Consider the following 14729-nt stretch of genomic DNA (forward strand, 5'->3'; position numbering starts at 1 on the left):
GTCATGGACGGAACACCCCATATCTCTGCGGTTCCGGCTCCGGCGCGTTGTTGATCGCCGACAGGCACAGTCCCAGCACGGTCCTGGTGTCGCGGGGGTCGATGACGCCGTCGTCGTAGAGGCGGCCCGACAGGAAGAACGGCAGCGACTCCGCCTCGATCTGCGCCTCGACCAGGGCGCGCATGGCCGCGTCCTGTTCCTCGTCGTACGGCAGGCCGCGCGCCGTCGCCGAGGCCCGCCCCACGATGGACAGCACCCCGGCGAGCTGGGCCGGTCCCATGACCGCCGACTTGGCGCTCGGCCAGGTGAACAGGAAGCGCGGGTCGTAGGCGCGGCCGCACATGCCGTAGTTGCCGGCGCCGTAGGAGGCGCCCATGGTGACGGTCAGGTGCGGCACGCTGGAGTTGGAGACCGCGTTGATCATCATGGCGCCGTGTTTGATGATGCCGCCCTGCTCGTACTCCTTGCCGACCATGTAGCCGGTGGTGTTCTGGAGGAAGAGGAGCGGGGTGCGCGACTGGTCGGCGAGCTGGATGAACTGCGTCGCCTTCTGCGACTCCTCGCTGAACAGCACGCCGCGGGCGTTGGCGAGGATGCCGATCGGGTATCCGTGCAGGGTGGCCCAGCCGGTGACGAGGGAGGGGCCGTAGAGGGGCTTGAACTCCTCGAAGGCGCTGCCGTCCACGATCCTGGCGATGACCTCGCGGGGGTCGAACGGGATCTTGAGGTCCTCGGGGACGATGCCGAGAAGCTCGTCAGCCGGATATTTCGGGTCATGGGTGGTTCCGGGGGTGGCGCCGAGTTTGCGCCAGCGCAGCGATTTCACGATATTTCGGCCTATGCGGAGGGCGTCATGCTCGTCCACCGCCAAATAGTCGGCCAGGCCGCTCGTGCGCGCGTGCATCTCCGCCCCGCCCAGCGACTCGTCGTCGGACTCCTCGCCGGTCGCCATCTTGACCAGCGGCGGACCGCCCAGGAAGACCTTCGCGCGCTCCTTCACCATCACCACGTGGTCGCTCATCCCGGGCACGTAGGCGCCGCCCGCCGTGGAGTTGCCGAACACGAGCGCGATCGTCGGGACGCCCGCCGCGCTCAGCCGCGTCAGCTCCCTGAAGATCTGCCCGCCCGGGATGAAGATCTCCTTCTGCGTCGGGAGGTCCGCCCCGCCCGACTCCACCAGATTCACGTACGGCAGGCGGTTCCGCAGGGCGATCTCCGAGGCGCGCAACGTCTTCTTCAACGTCCACGGGTTCGACGCCCCGCCCCGGACCGTCGGATCGCTGGCCGTGATCACGCACTCGACGCCCTCGATCACCCCGATCCCGGTCACCACGCTCGCGCCCACCGGGAAGTCGCTGCCCCAGGCGGCCAGCGGCGACAACTCCAGGAACGGCGAGTCGGGGTCGACGAGGAGTTCGATGCGTTCTCTGGCGAGGAGTTTGCCACGCTTGCGGTGCCGGTCGACGTACTTCTCACCCCCGCCCGCGACGGCCTTGGCGTGCTCGGCGTCCAGGCCGGCCAGCTTGGCGAGCATCGCCGCGCGCCGCTCCCGGTAGTCCGCGCCGCCCGTGTCCAGCCTGCTCGTGATCATCGGGACGGCTCCAGGGGGTCTGCGCCGGGAGGCGGAAGTGGCTCGGCAGGATGACGGCCGGTGAAAGCGTCGGGGCGGAGAGGAGGTGAAGTTGACGTCGGCGTCAAGCCGATGGCACGGGCCCAGAGTTTGGTGAGCAGGTCCACGGCGGCCGCCTCGTCGGCGTGCTCGCCCAGGTCCAGCCAGACGTGGGCGAAGTGCTCCACCATGCCGCCCAGCATGATCGCGGTCAGCCTGGGGTCGAGCGTGGGGTCGGCCAGGCCCTGGTCCTGGAGGCGCCGCAGGCCCTCGGCGCCCCGCCGTACGAACACCTCACGCAGTTCCAGCAGCAGGCCGGCGAAGCTCTCGTCGGTGGTGGCGGCCTGTTCGAGCATCCTGACCAGGCGGGAGTTGGCCGCCCAGGCGCGCAGGTAGAGGCGGTTGGCCGCCTCTATCCGCTCGTACGGCGCGCCGGAGGCCGCCGGGCCGACGACGCTGGCGGTGAACATCTCGCCCACCACCACCCCGGCGACCTCCCTGAACAGGGCTTCCTTGGAGTCGAAGTACGTGTAGAAGGTGCCGTGGGAGACGCCCGCGCGGGCGCACACGTCGTCGATGCGGACGGCGTCGAGCGGCTGCGCCGCGAACGCCTCCCTGCCGGCGTCGACCAGAGCGGCTCTGGTCCTGCGGCCGCGGGCGGTCAGCACCTCAGACTTGACGATCACGTCAACTACCCTACGGCCGCCGTCCTGGCCGGCGGAAGACCCTGCCGGCAATCACCTCACGGCCACATGGGCGGAAATAACGGCGGCGCCGCACCCCGGCGAGGGGTGCGGCGCCGCCGGGAGGGGGTCTAACCGCAGTGGCTCCAGCCGGACTTCCAGGACAGGTTGCCCCAGGAACCGCCCCAGATGACGCACTTCTTGAGCGCGGCCAGGCGGACCGGGCCGGCGTAGGCGGTGAACGAGCCCGGGTTCGAGCCGGAGGCGCCGCCCTTGACCTGGAGGATCGCGTTCATCGGCATCTTGGTCGTGTACATCAGGCGCGACATCGTGACGACGCAGTTCTTGCCCTGGGCCGAGTTGTACATCAGGTAGATGGTCGCCTTGTCGCCCAGCGCGTGGGAGTTGACCGTCTTGTAGCCGGCGCCGCAGACCTGGCCGACCGTGTACAGGTTCGGCTTGGGGGTCGGCTTGATCGTCGGCTTCGGGGTCGGCTTGGGGGTCGGCTTGGGCTTGGCCGTCGGCTTCGCGGTGGGCTTCGTGGTGGGCTTGGGCTGGCCGGACGGCGGGTCGGTGGTCTCGCCGCCGGGGTCCACCTGGTTCTCGGACTTGCTGGGCGTGGTGGTGGGCTTCTTCGAGGAGGGCTTCTCCGACGGGCGCGTCTCGTGCTTGGGCGGGTTCGTCGGGTTGGGCTGCTGGTTCCTGGACTGCACCGGCTCCGGCAGCGTCTCCAGCGACGGCTCCTCGAACGTCGGGTCCTTGCTCGGGAGCAGCTCGGTGGGCTCGCCCTTCGTGGGGTCGTTCGACGGTACGGCGGGCGGATCCGTCACCACGGGCGGCTGCTGCTGCCCGGCATCACCGGAACCGTCGCCCGCCGGGGTCGGCGACTCGTCGGAACCGAGGGCGTTGACCAGCGTGACCGGCGTCTGGCCGTTCTGCGCGGCGATGACGACACCGCCCACGACGAGCAGCGCCACCGCGGCCACGCCGGACAGCGCGTAGGTCAGCGTCCGGCGGCCGCGGGAGGCGGGGTCGGCCTTGCCGCCGTTGCCTCCCTGCTGCCCGGCGACCGCGGCCGCCATGGGCCCGCCCTGCGTGGGCACACCGGGTCCCGGCCCTCCGCGCTGTCCGGGTGCGGTGGGGTGACCCTGCGGGGGCACGCCGGGCGGCCCGAACATCCCCGGCTGGCCCGGCCCCTGCTGCCCGCCTTGAGGATGCGCCTGCCCGGGACCCTGCGGCCCGGCCGGACCCTGAGGACCGGAAGGAGCGTGAGGCCCGGAGGGGGAGTGGGGTCCGGAGGGATGCGGTCCTGGCGTGTTCGGCCCGGGTGCCGCACCGGACGCCGCCTGAGCACCGGGGGCGGGGTGAGGGCCGGAAGGGGCGCTCGCGGCGGAAACGGGCATACCGGCGCCGCCCATGGGCATACCGGCCACGGGTTGTGGGCCGGAGGGGCCGTGCGGACCGGCCGTCGGCTGCGGGCCGGGCACGGCCTGGGCTCCGGTGACAGGCAGGGAGCTGTCCGGGATGGGGCGGACCTGGGCCGTGGGGCCGGTGACGGGTTCGACGGCGGCGCGGGGGACCGGCTGGCCGGTGAGACGGACGATGATCTGGTCCGCGGTCGGCCGGACGGCAGGGTCCTTGGACAGGCAGGCGGCCACCAGTTCGGCCATCGTCCCGTCCAGCCCGACGATCTCGGGCTCCTGGTGGAGGATCCGGTTCATGACCACCGGGATCGAGTCGGACCCGAACGCGGGCCGCCCGGACGCGGCGAACACCATCGTGACGCCCCACGCGAACACGTCCGCCGCCTCGGACACCGGAGCGCCGCTCAACTGCTCGGGAGCCAGGTACGACGGCGTCCCCATGGCCATCCCCGTGGCCGTGGCGCCGGGAGAGTCCAGAGCCCGCGCGATACCGAAGTCGATCACGACGGGACCCTCGGGCCCCATGAGGACGTTCGCCGGCTTGAAGTCCCGGTGCAGGATCCCGGCGCGGTGGATGGCCGCGAGCGCGGTGGCCGTGCTGATGGCGAGCCGTTCGAGCGCCGCGCCGCGGCGCGGCCCCTCCTGGTCGACGAGCTGACGCAGCGACGGCCCGGCCACGAACTCACTCACGATGTACGGCCGGCTGCCCTCCAGATCGGCATGAAGCACCGGAGCGGTACAGAACCGGGCCACCCGCTGGGCGACCGCGACCTCCCGGAGGAACCGGTCACGAGCGGTCGGATCGGCGGCCAGAGCATGATGCAGCAGCTTGACCGCGACCTGCTCACCTGAGTCAGATTTGCCCAGGTAAACAATGCCTTGGCCACCCTCGCCGAGCCGGGCGACGATGTCGTACGCACCCAGCCGTCGCGGGTCGTCCGCCGCCAACGGCTGGTACTGATTCACGTCGGACCCCCATAAGTCATCAATAGATGGGGCAAAACGCTACCAGTGTGCTACTTGGTGCGTCTGCCGACCTGAGAGATCTTTCACGTTTTAACCCGGCGCTCACGCAACCCGCCCGCCAGTCAAGACGCCGTTTACCCGATCATTCCGGCGAGCCGGACAGCCCGAAATCCGGGGGCCGACCAGGCGTGGCCGTACCGGAAAAGGGGTCAGATGGCCTTGCCGGGGTTGAGGATGCCCAGCGGGTCGAAAACCGCCTTGATTCCGTGATGAATCTCCTCCGCGACCTCGCCCGTCTCCAACGCCAGCCACCGCTTCTTCAGCAGCCCCACTCCGTGCTCACCGGTCAGCGTGCCGCCGAGCGCGAGCGCGCGGGTGAACACCTCGTCGGCCGCCGCCCACACCTCGGGCGGGGGTTCCGCGGCGCCCCGGTCGAAGATGAAGACCGGGTGCAGGTTGCCGTCCCCCGCGTGGGCGACCGTGCAGATCTTCACGCCATGCCGTACGGCTGCCGCCTCGATCGCGCCGATCATGTCGGGAAGGACCGAGCGCGGCACGCACACGTCCTCCACGAGGCAGGCGCCCAGGCGTTCCTTGGCGTGGTAGGCCATGCGGCGCACGCCGATCAGCTCCTCGGCCTCGGCCGGAGACGACGAGACCGCCACGAAGGCCGCGCCGTGCGCCTCGCAGACCTCCTGCATGCGCGCGACGGCCGCCGCCGAGTCGGTGGCGTCGGACTGGCCGATCAGCATCGCCATCGTCGCCGCCTCCAGGCCGATGCTGCGCATGTCGTCGATGGCCTCCAGCGTGGCGCGGTCGAGCAGTTCCAGCAGGGACGGCTGGCAGCCGGCCGCCATGATGGCCGACACCGCCGCGCCCGCCTCGCGCAGCGAGCCGAACTCGGCCGCGAACGTCGCCGGCGGTGCCTCGGGTGCCCTGCGCAGGCGTACGGTCGCCGCGGTGATCACCCCGAGCGTCCCCTCGGAGCCGACGAACAGGCCGGTCAGGTCGTAGCCGGTGACGCCCTTCATCGTGCGGCGGCCGGTGTTCAGCACCCGGCCGTCGGCCAGCACGACCTCCAGGCCGAGCGCGGAGTCGCGGGTCACGCCGTACTTGACGCAGCGCAGCCCGCCGGCGTTCGTGGCCAGGTTGCCGCCGATCGTGGAGATCTCGTGGGAGGAGGGGTCGGGCGCGTACATGAGGCCGTGCGCACGCGCCGCCCGGTCCAGGTCGGCGGTGATCACGCCCGGCTCGACCACGGCGATCTCGTCGGCCGGCGACAGCTCGCGGATGGCCGTCATCCTGGCCAGGGAGAGCACGATCGAACCGTCGCCCGCCGTCGCCGCCCCGGCCAGCCCCGTCCCCGCGCCGCGCGGCACCACGGGAACCCGGTGCTCACTGGCCCACCGAAGCGTGGTCACCACGTCCTCACGCGACCCGGCGAGAACCACGCCGAGAGCCTTGCCCGGCTCACAGAACGTCTTGTCCCGGGCGTAGGAGTCGATCACATCAGGGTCGGTAAGTACGCGTCCGTCCGGAAGGCGGTCGATCAAGGTATCAATCACGCTCACAGGAGAACCTTACGGTTTGCGCTGGCCACGGCTTCCGGCCAGACTGCACCAGGTGGATGTGACGTGCCCGGTGTGTTCCCAGGCTGATCAGGTGGCCTCGGTGCCGGGGGTCGTCGCCGCCGGCACGACGTACAAAATCGGCCGGGTACGTCTGCCCGGCGACAAACAGGTCCATGACCTGCCCACCGCACCCGCCCTGGGCGTCTCCAAGCGCGCGATGAGCCGGACCCAGCTCGCGGTCTGGCTCTCCTTCCCCAGCCGCCACTACACGCCATGGGCCCGCAACCAGGGCTACCTCATGCTGCTGGGCGCCGCGCTGGTACACCTGGTGGTCGCGCTGGTCATCGCGATGGGCGGAAACGCGTCCTGGGGCGAGGTACTGCTGGCGCCGTTCTGCCTGACCGGCCTTTTCTGGATCTTCGGCACGTTCTTCGTCGTCGGCTCGTACGGTGCCCGCAAACGCGACGACGCCGAAACCCCGGCGAGGGAACGCGCGATAGAGGTCTGGCACGGCCTGTACTACTGCACCCGCGACAACGCCGCCTTCGAACCCGGAGTGGGAGTGTCCTTCCACCCCAGCGAAACCCGCGAATACATCTTCGGCTTCCGCCGCTGACCACCCCACCACCCGCCCCAAGCCCCACCCACCCACCCGCCCAGGCGGCGTTGGTACGCCGCGGTCCAAGGGGCGATCCAGGGGCGGGCCACGGGCCGAGGGACCAAAAGCCGGGGCCGTGGGCCGAGAGGCTAGAAGCCGTGGGCGGGCTGAGGGCCGAGAGACTGAACCATGGGCAGGGTGAGGGCCGGGAGGCTGGAGCCGGGGAGGGTGAGGGCCGGGAGGCTGGAGGCGGGGCAGGGTGAGGGCCGGGATGGGGCGGCTGCGGAGCGTCAGGTCCTCGCGGGCAAACCCCTGCTTTTCGCTCTTCCGCGCCGAGACGGCGGGAAGTCCGGCGGTGGTGTCCGGCGCGCCGGTACGGCGGCTCACCCAGGGCACGGAACCCTGCCGGCGAACCGCCGTAGCGGCGGGCACCACGTCAGACTGTCGGCCGACCCCGCACGGATGCGAGCCCGCGACGGCGGGAGGCGCCCACTGGGCTGCGCCGTAACGGACAAGGGCACAGCAGAAGGTAAAGCGGCCTCAGCCGGCCGTCACTGCGCGGCGATCACTGCGCGGCGATCACTGCGCGGACAGGCGGATGCAGGTGACGAGGCCGAGCATGGCTTGTTCGAGTTCGTCCAGGCTGGGGAAGGTCGGGGCGATCCGGATGAACCGGTCGGACGGGTCGTGGCCGTACGGGTGGGTGGCGCCCGCGGGCGTCAGGGCGATGCCCGCGTTCTTGGCCAGCTCCACCACCCGCCCGGCGTGCGGCACCTCAAGGGTGATGAAGTACCCGCCCTTCGCGCTGGTCCACGAGGCGAGTTCGGCCAGTTCCTTCGACAGGATCTGGTCCACGATCGCGAACTTCGGCCCGATCAGCTCGGCGTGCTTGCGCATGTGCGCCGCCACCCCGGCGCCATCGCGCAGAAACTCCACATGCCGCAGCTGGTTGATCTTGTCCGGCCCGATGGACTGCTTGGCCGTGTTGGCCAGGAACCACGTGACGTTCGCCGGTGACGAGCCGAAGAACGACACCCCGCTCCCCGCCATCGTCACCTTCGACGTGGAGCCGTAGACGAACACCCGGTCGGCGTTGCCGTGCGCGGCGCTCAGGGCCAGCAGGTCGGCGATCTCGGCGTGGTCCTCGGTCAGATGGTGCACCGCATAGGCGTTGTCCCAAAAAATCCGGAAATCGGGGGCGGCGGTACGCATCGACGCCAACCTCCGCACCGTCTCGTCGCCGTACACGATCCCCGAGGGGTTGCTGTACTTCGGCACGCACCACATGCCCTTGACGCTCGCGTCCTCGGCCACGAGCCGCTCGACGACGTCCATGTCCGGCCCGTCGGCGTTCATGGGCACCGCGACCATCTTGATCCCGAACCGCTCACAGATCGTGAAATGCCGGTCATACCCGGGAACAGGGCAGAGGAAGGTGATCTCGCCGGCCTCCACCCACCGCACCGGCGCGCCCGGCACCGGGCTCAGCAGCGCGTGCACCACCGTGTCGTGCATCAGCGTGAGGCTGGAGTTGCCGCCCACCACCAGCTGCTCCGCCGGGACCTGCAGCACGGGCCCGAACAACTCCCGCAGCTCGGCCAGCCCCTGCAGGTTGCCGTAGTTGCGCCCGTCCATGCCGTCCCTCGCGACGTGGGACGTGGGCAGCGTCAGCATCGCGTCGGCGAGATCGAGCTGGCGCGGCGACGGCTTCCCCCTGGTGAGGTCAAGCTTGAGGCCCCGGCTGACCAGGGTGTCGTAGTCGCGCTGAGCGTTCACGTGATCTCCTCCGATCGATTCGTTACGAAGGATAGAAGAAGCCGGGCCGCCGCGGGTCAGCAGCCGCCGATCGCGCACAACTTGGCCGCCATCCGCCTGGCGTCCCGCTCGTGCCGCGCCATCGTGCGCAGCGGCTTGGCGGCGTTGGCCAGGTCCCAGTAGAGGGCCACGGCCGCGCCCCGCCGTACCGCGACGAACTGCTGCGTCTGCGGGATCTTGCCCTTGACCTTCAGCACCCCGCCCACGGCCTCCTCGCCGATCCGCGGCGCGCTCGCCCTGATCTGCGCGCAGCCCTTCATCAGCTTGCGCATCCCGGCCATCATCGCCCGCGCCCCGCTCGCCCCGGTGAAGACGAACACCTGCTCGCCGCGGATCGCGTTGGTCTTCTCTCCGCCGCCGATCTCGGTGTCGTAGGTGAGGTCCCGCCGCGCCGACCAGCCCTTGAGGGTCGCCGGGCGGCACTGCGCGTTCCAGACGTCCTCGTGCTTGGCGCCCTCGACGAGGATCCAGTGCGCGCCGCCCGCGTCCTCGCGCGCCTGCTTCTCGTAGAGGAGGAAGTTCTTCGGGATGGACGGCTTCGCCTGCGCCGTCTGCCCCGTGAACATCCCCGCCACCACGACCCCGGCGCACACCAGCGCGACCCGCTTCATCTTTGACCCTTCCGTCAGCCGATCTTCGCAAGGGTAATTGCGCCAATGCTGCGGTTGGCGTGGAATGGGGTCATCGGGGGCACCGCGTCGGAGGGAGCTGCCGTGACGACCGTCCGCGAGACCTCCATCGAGCGGGTACGGCGCCGCCGTACGGGCACCGTGATCGTCTCCTGGATGTCGACCACCGACCACAAGGTCATCGGGTACCTGTACCTGATCACCTCGTTCGTGTTCTTCCTCGTGGCCGGGCTGATGGCCATGGTGATGCGGGCCGAGCTGGCCCAGCCGGGGATGCAGCTGGTCAGCCAGCAGCAGTACAACCAGCTGTTCACCATCCACGGCACGGTCATGCTGCTGCTGTTCGCGACGCCGCTGTTCGCCGGGTTCGCCAACGTGGTGATGCCGTTGCAGATCGGGGCTCCGGACGTGGCGTTCCCGAGGCTGAACGCGGTGGCGTACTGGCTGTTCCTGTTCGGCGGGATCATGGTGCTGGCCGGGTTCGTCTCGCCGGGTGGCGCGGCCGACTTCGGCTGGTTCGCCTACACGCCGCTGTCGACCGCCACGTACTCGCCGGGGCTCGGCGGCGACCTGTGGATCATGGGTCTCGCGCTGTCGGGGCTCGGGACGATCCTCGGCTCGGTCAACTTCATCACCACGATCATCGGCATGCGGGCGCCGGGCATGACCATGTTCCGGATGCCGCTGTTCACCTGGAACACGCTGCTGACCAGCATGCTCGTGCTGATGGCCTTCCCGGTGCTCGCGGCGGCGCTGCTGGTGCTGGAGTCGGACCGCAAGCTCGGCACCCAGGTGTTCGCGCCGGAGAACGGCGGGGCGATGCTCTGGCAGCACCTGTTCTGGTTCTTCGGCCATCCCGAGGTCTACATCATCGCGCTGCCGTTCTTCGGCATCATCACCGAGGTCATCCCGGTCTTCAGCCGCAAGCCGATCTTCGGCTACATGGGGCTGGTCGGGGCGACGATCGCGATCGCCGGGCTGTCGATGACCGTGTGGGCGCACCACATGTTCCCGACCGGGCAGGTGCTGCTGCCGTTCTTCGCCTTCATGACCTTTCTCATCGCGGTGCCGACCGGCGTGAAGTTCTTCAACTGGATCGGCACGATGTGGCGGGGCCACCTCAGCTTCGAGACGCCGATGTTGTTCGCCGTCGGGTTCCTGGTGACGTTCCTGCTGGGCGGGCTGACCGGTGTCATCCTGGCCGCGCCGCCACTCGACTTCCACATCTCCGACACCTACTTCGTCGTGGCCCACTTCCACTACGTGGTCTTCGGCACGGTGGTGTTCGCGATGTTCTCCGGCTTCTACTTCTGGTGGCCGAAGATGACCGGCAGGATGCTCGACGACCGGCTCGGCAAGGTGCACTTCTGGACGCTCTTCGTCGGCTTCCACACGACGTTCCTGATCCAGCACTGGCTGGGGACGCTCGGGATGCCGCGCCGCTACGCCGACTTCGGCGCGGCCGACGGCTTCACCACGCTCAACGAGATCTCCTCGGTGGGCGCGTTCCTGCTCGGCGCCTCGACGCTGCCGTTCCTCTATAACGTCTGGAAGACCGCCAGGCACGGGGCGAAGGTCACCCTGGACGACCCGTGGGGCTACTGCAACTCGCTGGAGTGGGCGACGTCCTGCCCGCCGCCGCGCCACAACTTCGTCAGCATCCCGCCGATCCGCTCCGAGCGCCCCGCCTTCGACCTGCACTATCCCCGCGAGCCTGCGCCGGTCCAGGCCCCGGCGGCCGAGCAGGCGCAAACCGAGAGAGACATCTGACCTATTCAGGAGGTCCTCGTGGTGCTTGTGTGGAGATGACATTTCGCCTTTCTAGGGAGATCGGCGATGACGGGCACCAAAATCCCCTTCACTCCAGAACAGGCCCCCTGCGGGAAGCGGTCCGGCGGTGAGCGCCTCGTCGACGACGACGGCTACGGCCTGGTCATCAGGGATCAGTTCTTCGAGTGCGGCTGCCGCAGGATCCGCCACGAATACCACGACGGCAGCATCCATCTGTCCGCCATCCGGCACGACGGCAAGCGGGTGAAGGACCCCATCGAACCCGACCACGGGAAGTGACGCCCATGATCGATGTGCTCATCGTCGGAGGGGGCGGCGCCGGGCTCCGCGCGGCCATCGCGGTCGCCGAGACCGACCCGGAGCTGAGCGTGGCGGTCGTGTCGAAGGTCTACCCGATGCGCAGCCACACGGTCTCGGCCGAGGGCGGCGCCGCCGGGGTGATCGCGGCGGGGGACTCCCTGGACGAGCACTGTTACGACACCGTCTCCGGCGGCGACTGGCTCTGCGACCAGGACGCCGTCGAGGCCTTCGTGGCCGAGGCGCCCCAGGAGCTGATCCAGCTGGAGCACTGGGGCTGCCCGTGGAGCCGGGAGGCCGACGGGCGGGTGGCGGTGCGGCCGTTCGGCGGGATGAAGCGCGAGCGCACCTGGTACGCCGCCGACAAGACCGGCTTCCACCTGCTCCACACCCTGTTCCAGACCACCATGAAGTACGGGGAGATCCGGCGCTACGACGAGTGGTACGTCACCCGGCTGATCGTCGACGACGGCCGCGTCCACGGCGTCGTGGCCGTCGAGATCAGGACCGGGCGCATCGAGACCATCGCCGCCCGCACCGTCATCCTGGCCACCGGCGGCTGCGGCCGGGTCTTCCCCTTCACCACGAACGCCGCCATCAAGACCGGCGACGGCATGGCCCTGGCCTACCGGGCCGGGGCGCCGCTGAAGGACATGGAGTTCATCCAGTACCACCCGACGGGCCTGCCGTTCACCGGCATCCTCATCACCGAGGCGGCCCGCGCCGAGGGCGGCTGGCTGATCAACAAGGACGGCTACCGCTACCTGCAGGACTACGACCTGGGCAAGCCGACGGACAAGCCCAAGCTGCGCAGCATGGAGCTGGGCCCACGCGACCGCCTCTCGCAGGCGTTCGTGCACGAGCAGGGGCGCGGCCGTACCGTCGAGACGCCCTACGGCCCCGTCGTCTACCTGGACCTGCGCCACCTGGGCGAGGGCAAGATCGACGCCAGGATCCCGTTCGTGCGCGAGCTGTGCCGCAGCTACCAGAACCTCGACCCGGCCACCGACCTCATCCCGGTCCGCCCGGTCGTGCACTACGTGATGGGCGGCGTCCACACCGACCTGGACGGCGCCACCCCGATCGCCGGCCTGTACGCGGCGGGCGAGACCGCCTGCGTCAGCATCAACGGCGCCAACCGGCTCGGCTCCAACTCGCTGCCCGAGATCCTCGTCTTCGGCCGCAGAGCCGGTACGGCCGCCGCCGCCTTCGCCCGGGCGCACCGGCAGGCGGAGCCGCCCGCCGTACGCGCGCAGGGGGAGGACGAGCGGCGGCGGCTGGAGCGCGCGCGGGAGGGCAACCACGGCGGCGATCGCATCGCCGACCTGCGGGAGCGGATGCAGCACACGCTGGAGGGCGCGGCCGGGATCTACCGCACCGGCGCCGAGCTGGCCAAGGCCGTGGACACACTGGCCGAGCTGCGCGAGCGGGCGGACGGCGCGCGGATGGACGACACCAGCGCCACGTTCAACACCGAGCTGATCAACCTCCAGGAACTGCACACGATGCTGGACGTGGCCCAGACGATCGCCGCCTGCGCGCTCAACCGGCGCGAGTCGCGCGGCGCGCACCAGCGCACCGACTACGAGGCGCGCGACGACACGGAGTTCCTGGCGCACTCGCTCGTCTACCGCGCGCCCGACGGCGCGCCGTCCGTCGGGCTGCTGCCCGTGACGATCACCCGCTGGCCTCCCGGCGAAAGGGTTTATGGCCGTGACTGAGGCGAAACACCACGAGGCCCGCCAGACCACCACGCGCACCATCACTCTCGAAGTCACCCGATACCGGCCGGGGCACGACAGCGCGCCCGTGCTGGAGAGCTTCGACGTGCCGCTCATGGACGACTGGGCGGTGCTCGACGGGCTCAACTACATCAAGGACCAGCTCGACGGGACGCTGTCGTTCCGCTGGTCGTGCCGGATGGGCATCTGCGGCTCGTGCGGCATGAACGTCAACGGCGAGCCCCGGCTGACCTGCGGCACGTTCTTCACCGAGTTCGGCGACGGACCGATCAGGATCGAGCCGCTCAAGGGTTTCCCGATCATCCGCGACCTGGTGGTGGAGGTCGACGACTTCCTCGACAAGCTGCGGCACGTGAAGCCGTGGCTGATCAGGGAGGGCGAGGAGCTGCCGCTGACGACCGAGCACGCGCAGACCCCGGCGCAGCTGGAGGCGTACAAGCAGTACTCGATGTGCATCAACTGCATGCTCTGCTACTCGGCCTGCCCGGTCTACGTGCTCGACCCCGACTTCCTCGGCCCGGCCGCGATCGCGCTGGCCCAGCGCTACGAGCTCGACTCGCGCGACATGGGCGACCGCTTCGACCTGCTCAACCTGAACGAGGCGGTGTGGGGGTGCACGTTCGTCGGTGAATGCACCCGGGTCTGCCCCAAGCACGTCGATCCGGCCGAGGCGATCCAGCGCTACAAGGTCACGGCCGCGATGCGGTCCATCCTCCCTTGGAGCAGGCGATGACGACGGCGTACCGGCCGCCGCGCGACCACGCGTGGTTCCTGCGCAACCGCACCTACGCGTTGTTCGTGGCGCGCGAGCTGACCAGCGTGTTCGTGGCGTGGGCGATCGTCTTCCTGATGGTCGTCATCGACGCCGTGCTGAACGGCGGCGACCCGGCCGCCTTCGCCGGGCAGCCGTGGGTGATCGCGCTCAACGTGGTCGCGCTGGCCGCCACGACCTTCCACGCGGTGACGTTCCTGAACCTGGCCCCCAAGGCCACCGTCGTCCGGCTGGACGGCTACCGCCTGCCCGCCTGGATGATCCAGGGCGGCAACCACTCCGCCTGGCTGCTGATCTCGGCGGTCATCGCCTACTTCGTGCTGAGGACGCCATGAGCCGGCGGCGCACGGCCGAGCCGTATCTGTGGCTGCTGTTCAGCGGCGGGGGAGTGGTGGCCGCGCTCCTGCTGCCCGTGCTGGTGCTGCTGTTCGGGGTGCTCATGCCGCTCGGTGTGCTCGCCTGGCCGTCCACGCCGCATCTGACCGCGCTTCTTGACCCGGTTCCGGTACGGCTGGCCCTGGTGGCCGTCGTCGTCCTGTGCCTGTTCCACGCGGCGCACCGGATCCGGCACACCAGTGAGGAACTTCTGGGCGTGGCCAGATTCGACCTGTTCATCGCGCTGCTCTGTTATGGCGGCGCTATTGCGGGCGGCACTCTAGCCGTACTTCTGCTGTTCTGAAATTCCCCACTGATACATCACATTTCCCGAAAGGGCTTTACGATCACTTGACCTTGGGCTTAGCGTCCGCTTTGTGCCAAGCAGACGCTACTTAGCCACAGTCCCCGCGATCACCCTCATCGCCACGGGACTCGCCGTCGCACCAGCGGACGC

The 14729-nt window shown here is 69.8% G+C and carries 13 protein-coding genes; 7 read left to right on the top strand and 6 right to left on the bottom strand.

From position 1 onward, the window contains the following. Position 1: 1 nt before the first annotated feature. The 4 genes from ACIBI5_RS04670 to ACIBI5_RS04685 all read right to left on the bottom strand — a co-directional run bounded on the left by ACIBI5_RS04670 (position 2) and on the right by ACIBI5_RS04685 (position 6253). On the bottom strand, positions 2–1591 hold the full coding sequence (locus ACIBI5_RS04670) for an acyl-CoA carboxylase subunit beta (protein WP_397243150.1): 1590 nt from the start codon (positions 1589–1591) through the stop codon (positions 2–4). Continuing rightward, positions 1588–2295: a TetR/AcrR family transcriptional regulator gene (locus ACIBI5_RS04675; RefSeq protein WP_397243152.1), complete on the bottom strand. Its 708-nt coding sequence runs from the start codon at positions 2293–2295 to the stop codon at positions 1588–1590. The genes ACIBI5_RS04670 and ACIBI5_RS04675 overlap by 4 nt, the downstream gene beginning before the upstream one ends. 128 nt (positions 2296–2423) lie before the next feature. Then, complete coding sequence (locus tag ACIBI5_RS04680; RefSeq protein WP_397243154.1) at positions 2424–4682, bottom strand: protein kinase; 2259 nt, start codon at positions 4680–4682, stop codon at positions 2424–2426. Between the two features lie 209 nt (positions 4683–4891). Further along, complete coding sequence (locus ACIBI5_RS04685) at positions 4892–6253, bottom strand: FAD-binding oxidoreductase (protein WP_397243156.1); 1362 nt, start codon at positions 6251–6253, stop codon at positions 4892–4894. Between the two features lie 91 nt (positions 6254–6344). Here ACIBI5_RS04685 and ACIBI5_RS04690 point away from each other — a divergent pair, with 91 nt between their 5' ends. Beyond that, on the top strand, positions 6345–6869 hold the full coding sequence (locus ACIBI5_RS04690; RefSeq protein ID WP_379613326.1) for a hypothetical protein: 525 nt from the start codon (positions 6345–6347) through the stop codon (positions 6867–6869). A 561-nt stretch (positions 6870–7430) separates the two neighbouring features. Here ACIBI5_RS04690 and ACIBI5_RS04695 read toward each other — a convergent pair. Beyond that, on the bottom strand, positions 7431–8627 hold the full coding sequence (locus tag ACIBI5_RS04695; RefSeq protein WP_397243158.1) for an aminotransferase class I/II-fold pyridoxal phosphate-dependent enzyme: 1197 nt from the start codon (positions 8625–8627) through the stop codon (positions 7431–7433). A 56-nt stretch (positions 8628–8683) separates the two neighbouring features. After that, positions 8684–9277 carry a hypothetical protein gene (locus ACIBI5_RS04700; RefSeq protein WP_397243160.1) on the bottom strand — a complete coding sequence of 198 codons (594 nt, stop codon included), beginning with the start codon at positions 9275–9277 and terminating at the stop codon, positions 8684–8686. A 102-nt stretch (positions 9278–9379) separates the two neighbouring features. Between ACIBI5_RS04700 and ctaD the strand changes: the two genes are divergently transcribed. The 6 genes from ctaD (at position 9380) to frdD (ending at position 14576) form a co-directional block, all read left to right on the top strand. Beyond that, positions 9380–11065 (top strand): cytochrome c oxidase subunit I, encoded by a 1686-nt coding sequence (gene ctaD / locus ACIBI5_RS04705; protein ID WP_397243162.1) that lies wholly within the window; start codon positions 9380–9382, stop codon positions 11063–11065. A 66-nt stretch (positions 11066–11131) separates the two neighbouring features. Next, positions 11132–11365, top strand: a complete 234-nt coding sequence (locus ACIBI5_RS04710) for a hypothetical protein (protein WP_184962500.1) — start codon at positions 11132–11134, stop codon at positions 11363–11365. A 5-nt stretch (positions 11366–11370) separates the two neighbouring features. Beyond that, positions 11371–13104: a fumarate reductase (quinol) flavoprotein subunit gene (gene frdA / locus ACIBI5_RS04715; RefSeq protein WP_397243164.1), complete on the top strand. Its 1734-nt coding sequence runs from the start codon at positions 11371–11373 to the stop codon at positions 13102–13104. Then, positions 13097–13858: a succinate dehydrogenase iron-sulfur subunit gene (gene sdhB / locus ACIBI5_RS04720; protein WP_397243166.1), complete on the top strand. Its 762-nt coding sequence runs from the start codon at positions 13097–13099 to the stop codon at positions 13856–13858. Before frdA ends, sdhB begins: the two co-directional genes overlap by 8 nt. Beyond that, the gene (locus ACIBI5_RS04725) at positions 13855–14232 is read left to right on the top strand and encodes a hypothetical protein (RefSeq protein WP_397243168.1); all 378 of its coding nucleotides are present in this window, start codon (positions 13855–13857) and stop codon (positions 14230–14232) included. Before sdhB ends, ACIBI5_RS04725 begins: the two co-directional genes overlap by 4 nt. Beyond that, positions 14229–14576 (top strand): fumarate reductase subunit FrdD, encoded by a 348-nt coding sequence (frdD, locus tag ACIBI5_RS04730; protein ID WP_397243170.1) that lies wholly within the window; start codon positions 14229–14231, stop codon positions 14574–14576. The genes ACIBI5_RS04725 and frdD overlap by 4 nt, the downstream gene beginning before the upstream one ends. Positions 14577–14729: the final 153 nt, after the last annotated feature.

The sequence above is a fragment of the Nonomuraea sp. NPDC050540 genome (assembly GCF_044457485.1).
Classification (GTDB): domain Bacteria; phylum Actinomycetota; class Actinomycetes; order Streptosporangiales; family Streptosporangiaceae; genus Nonomuraea.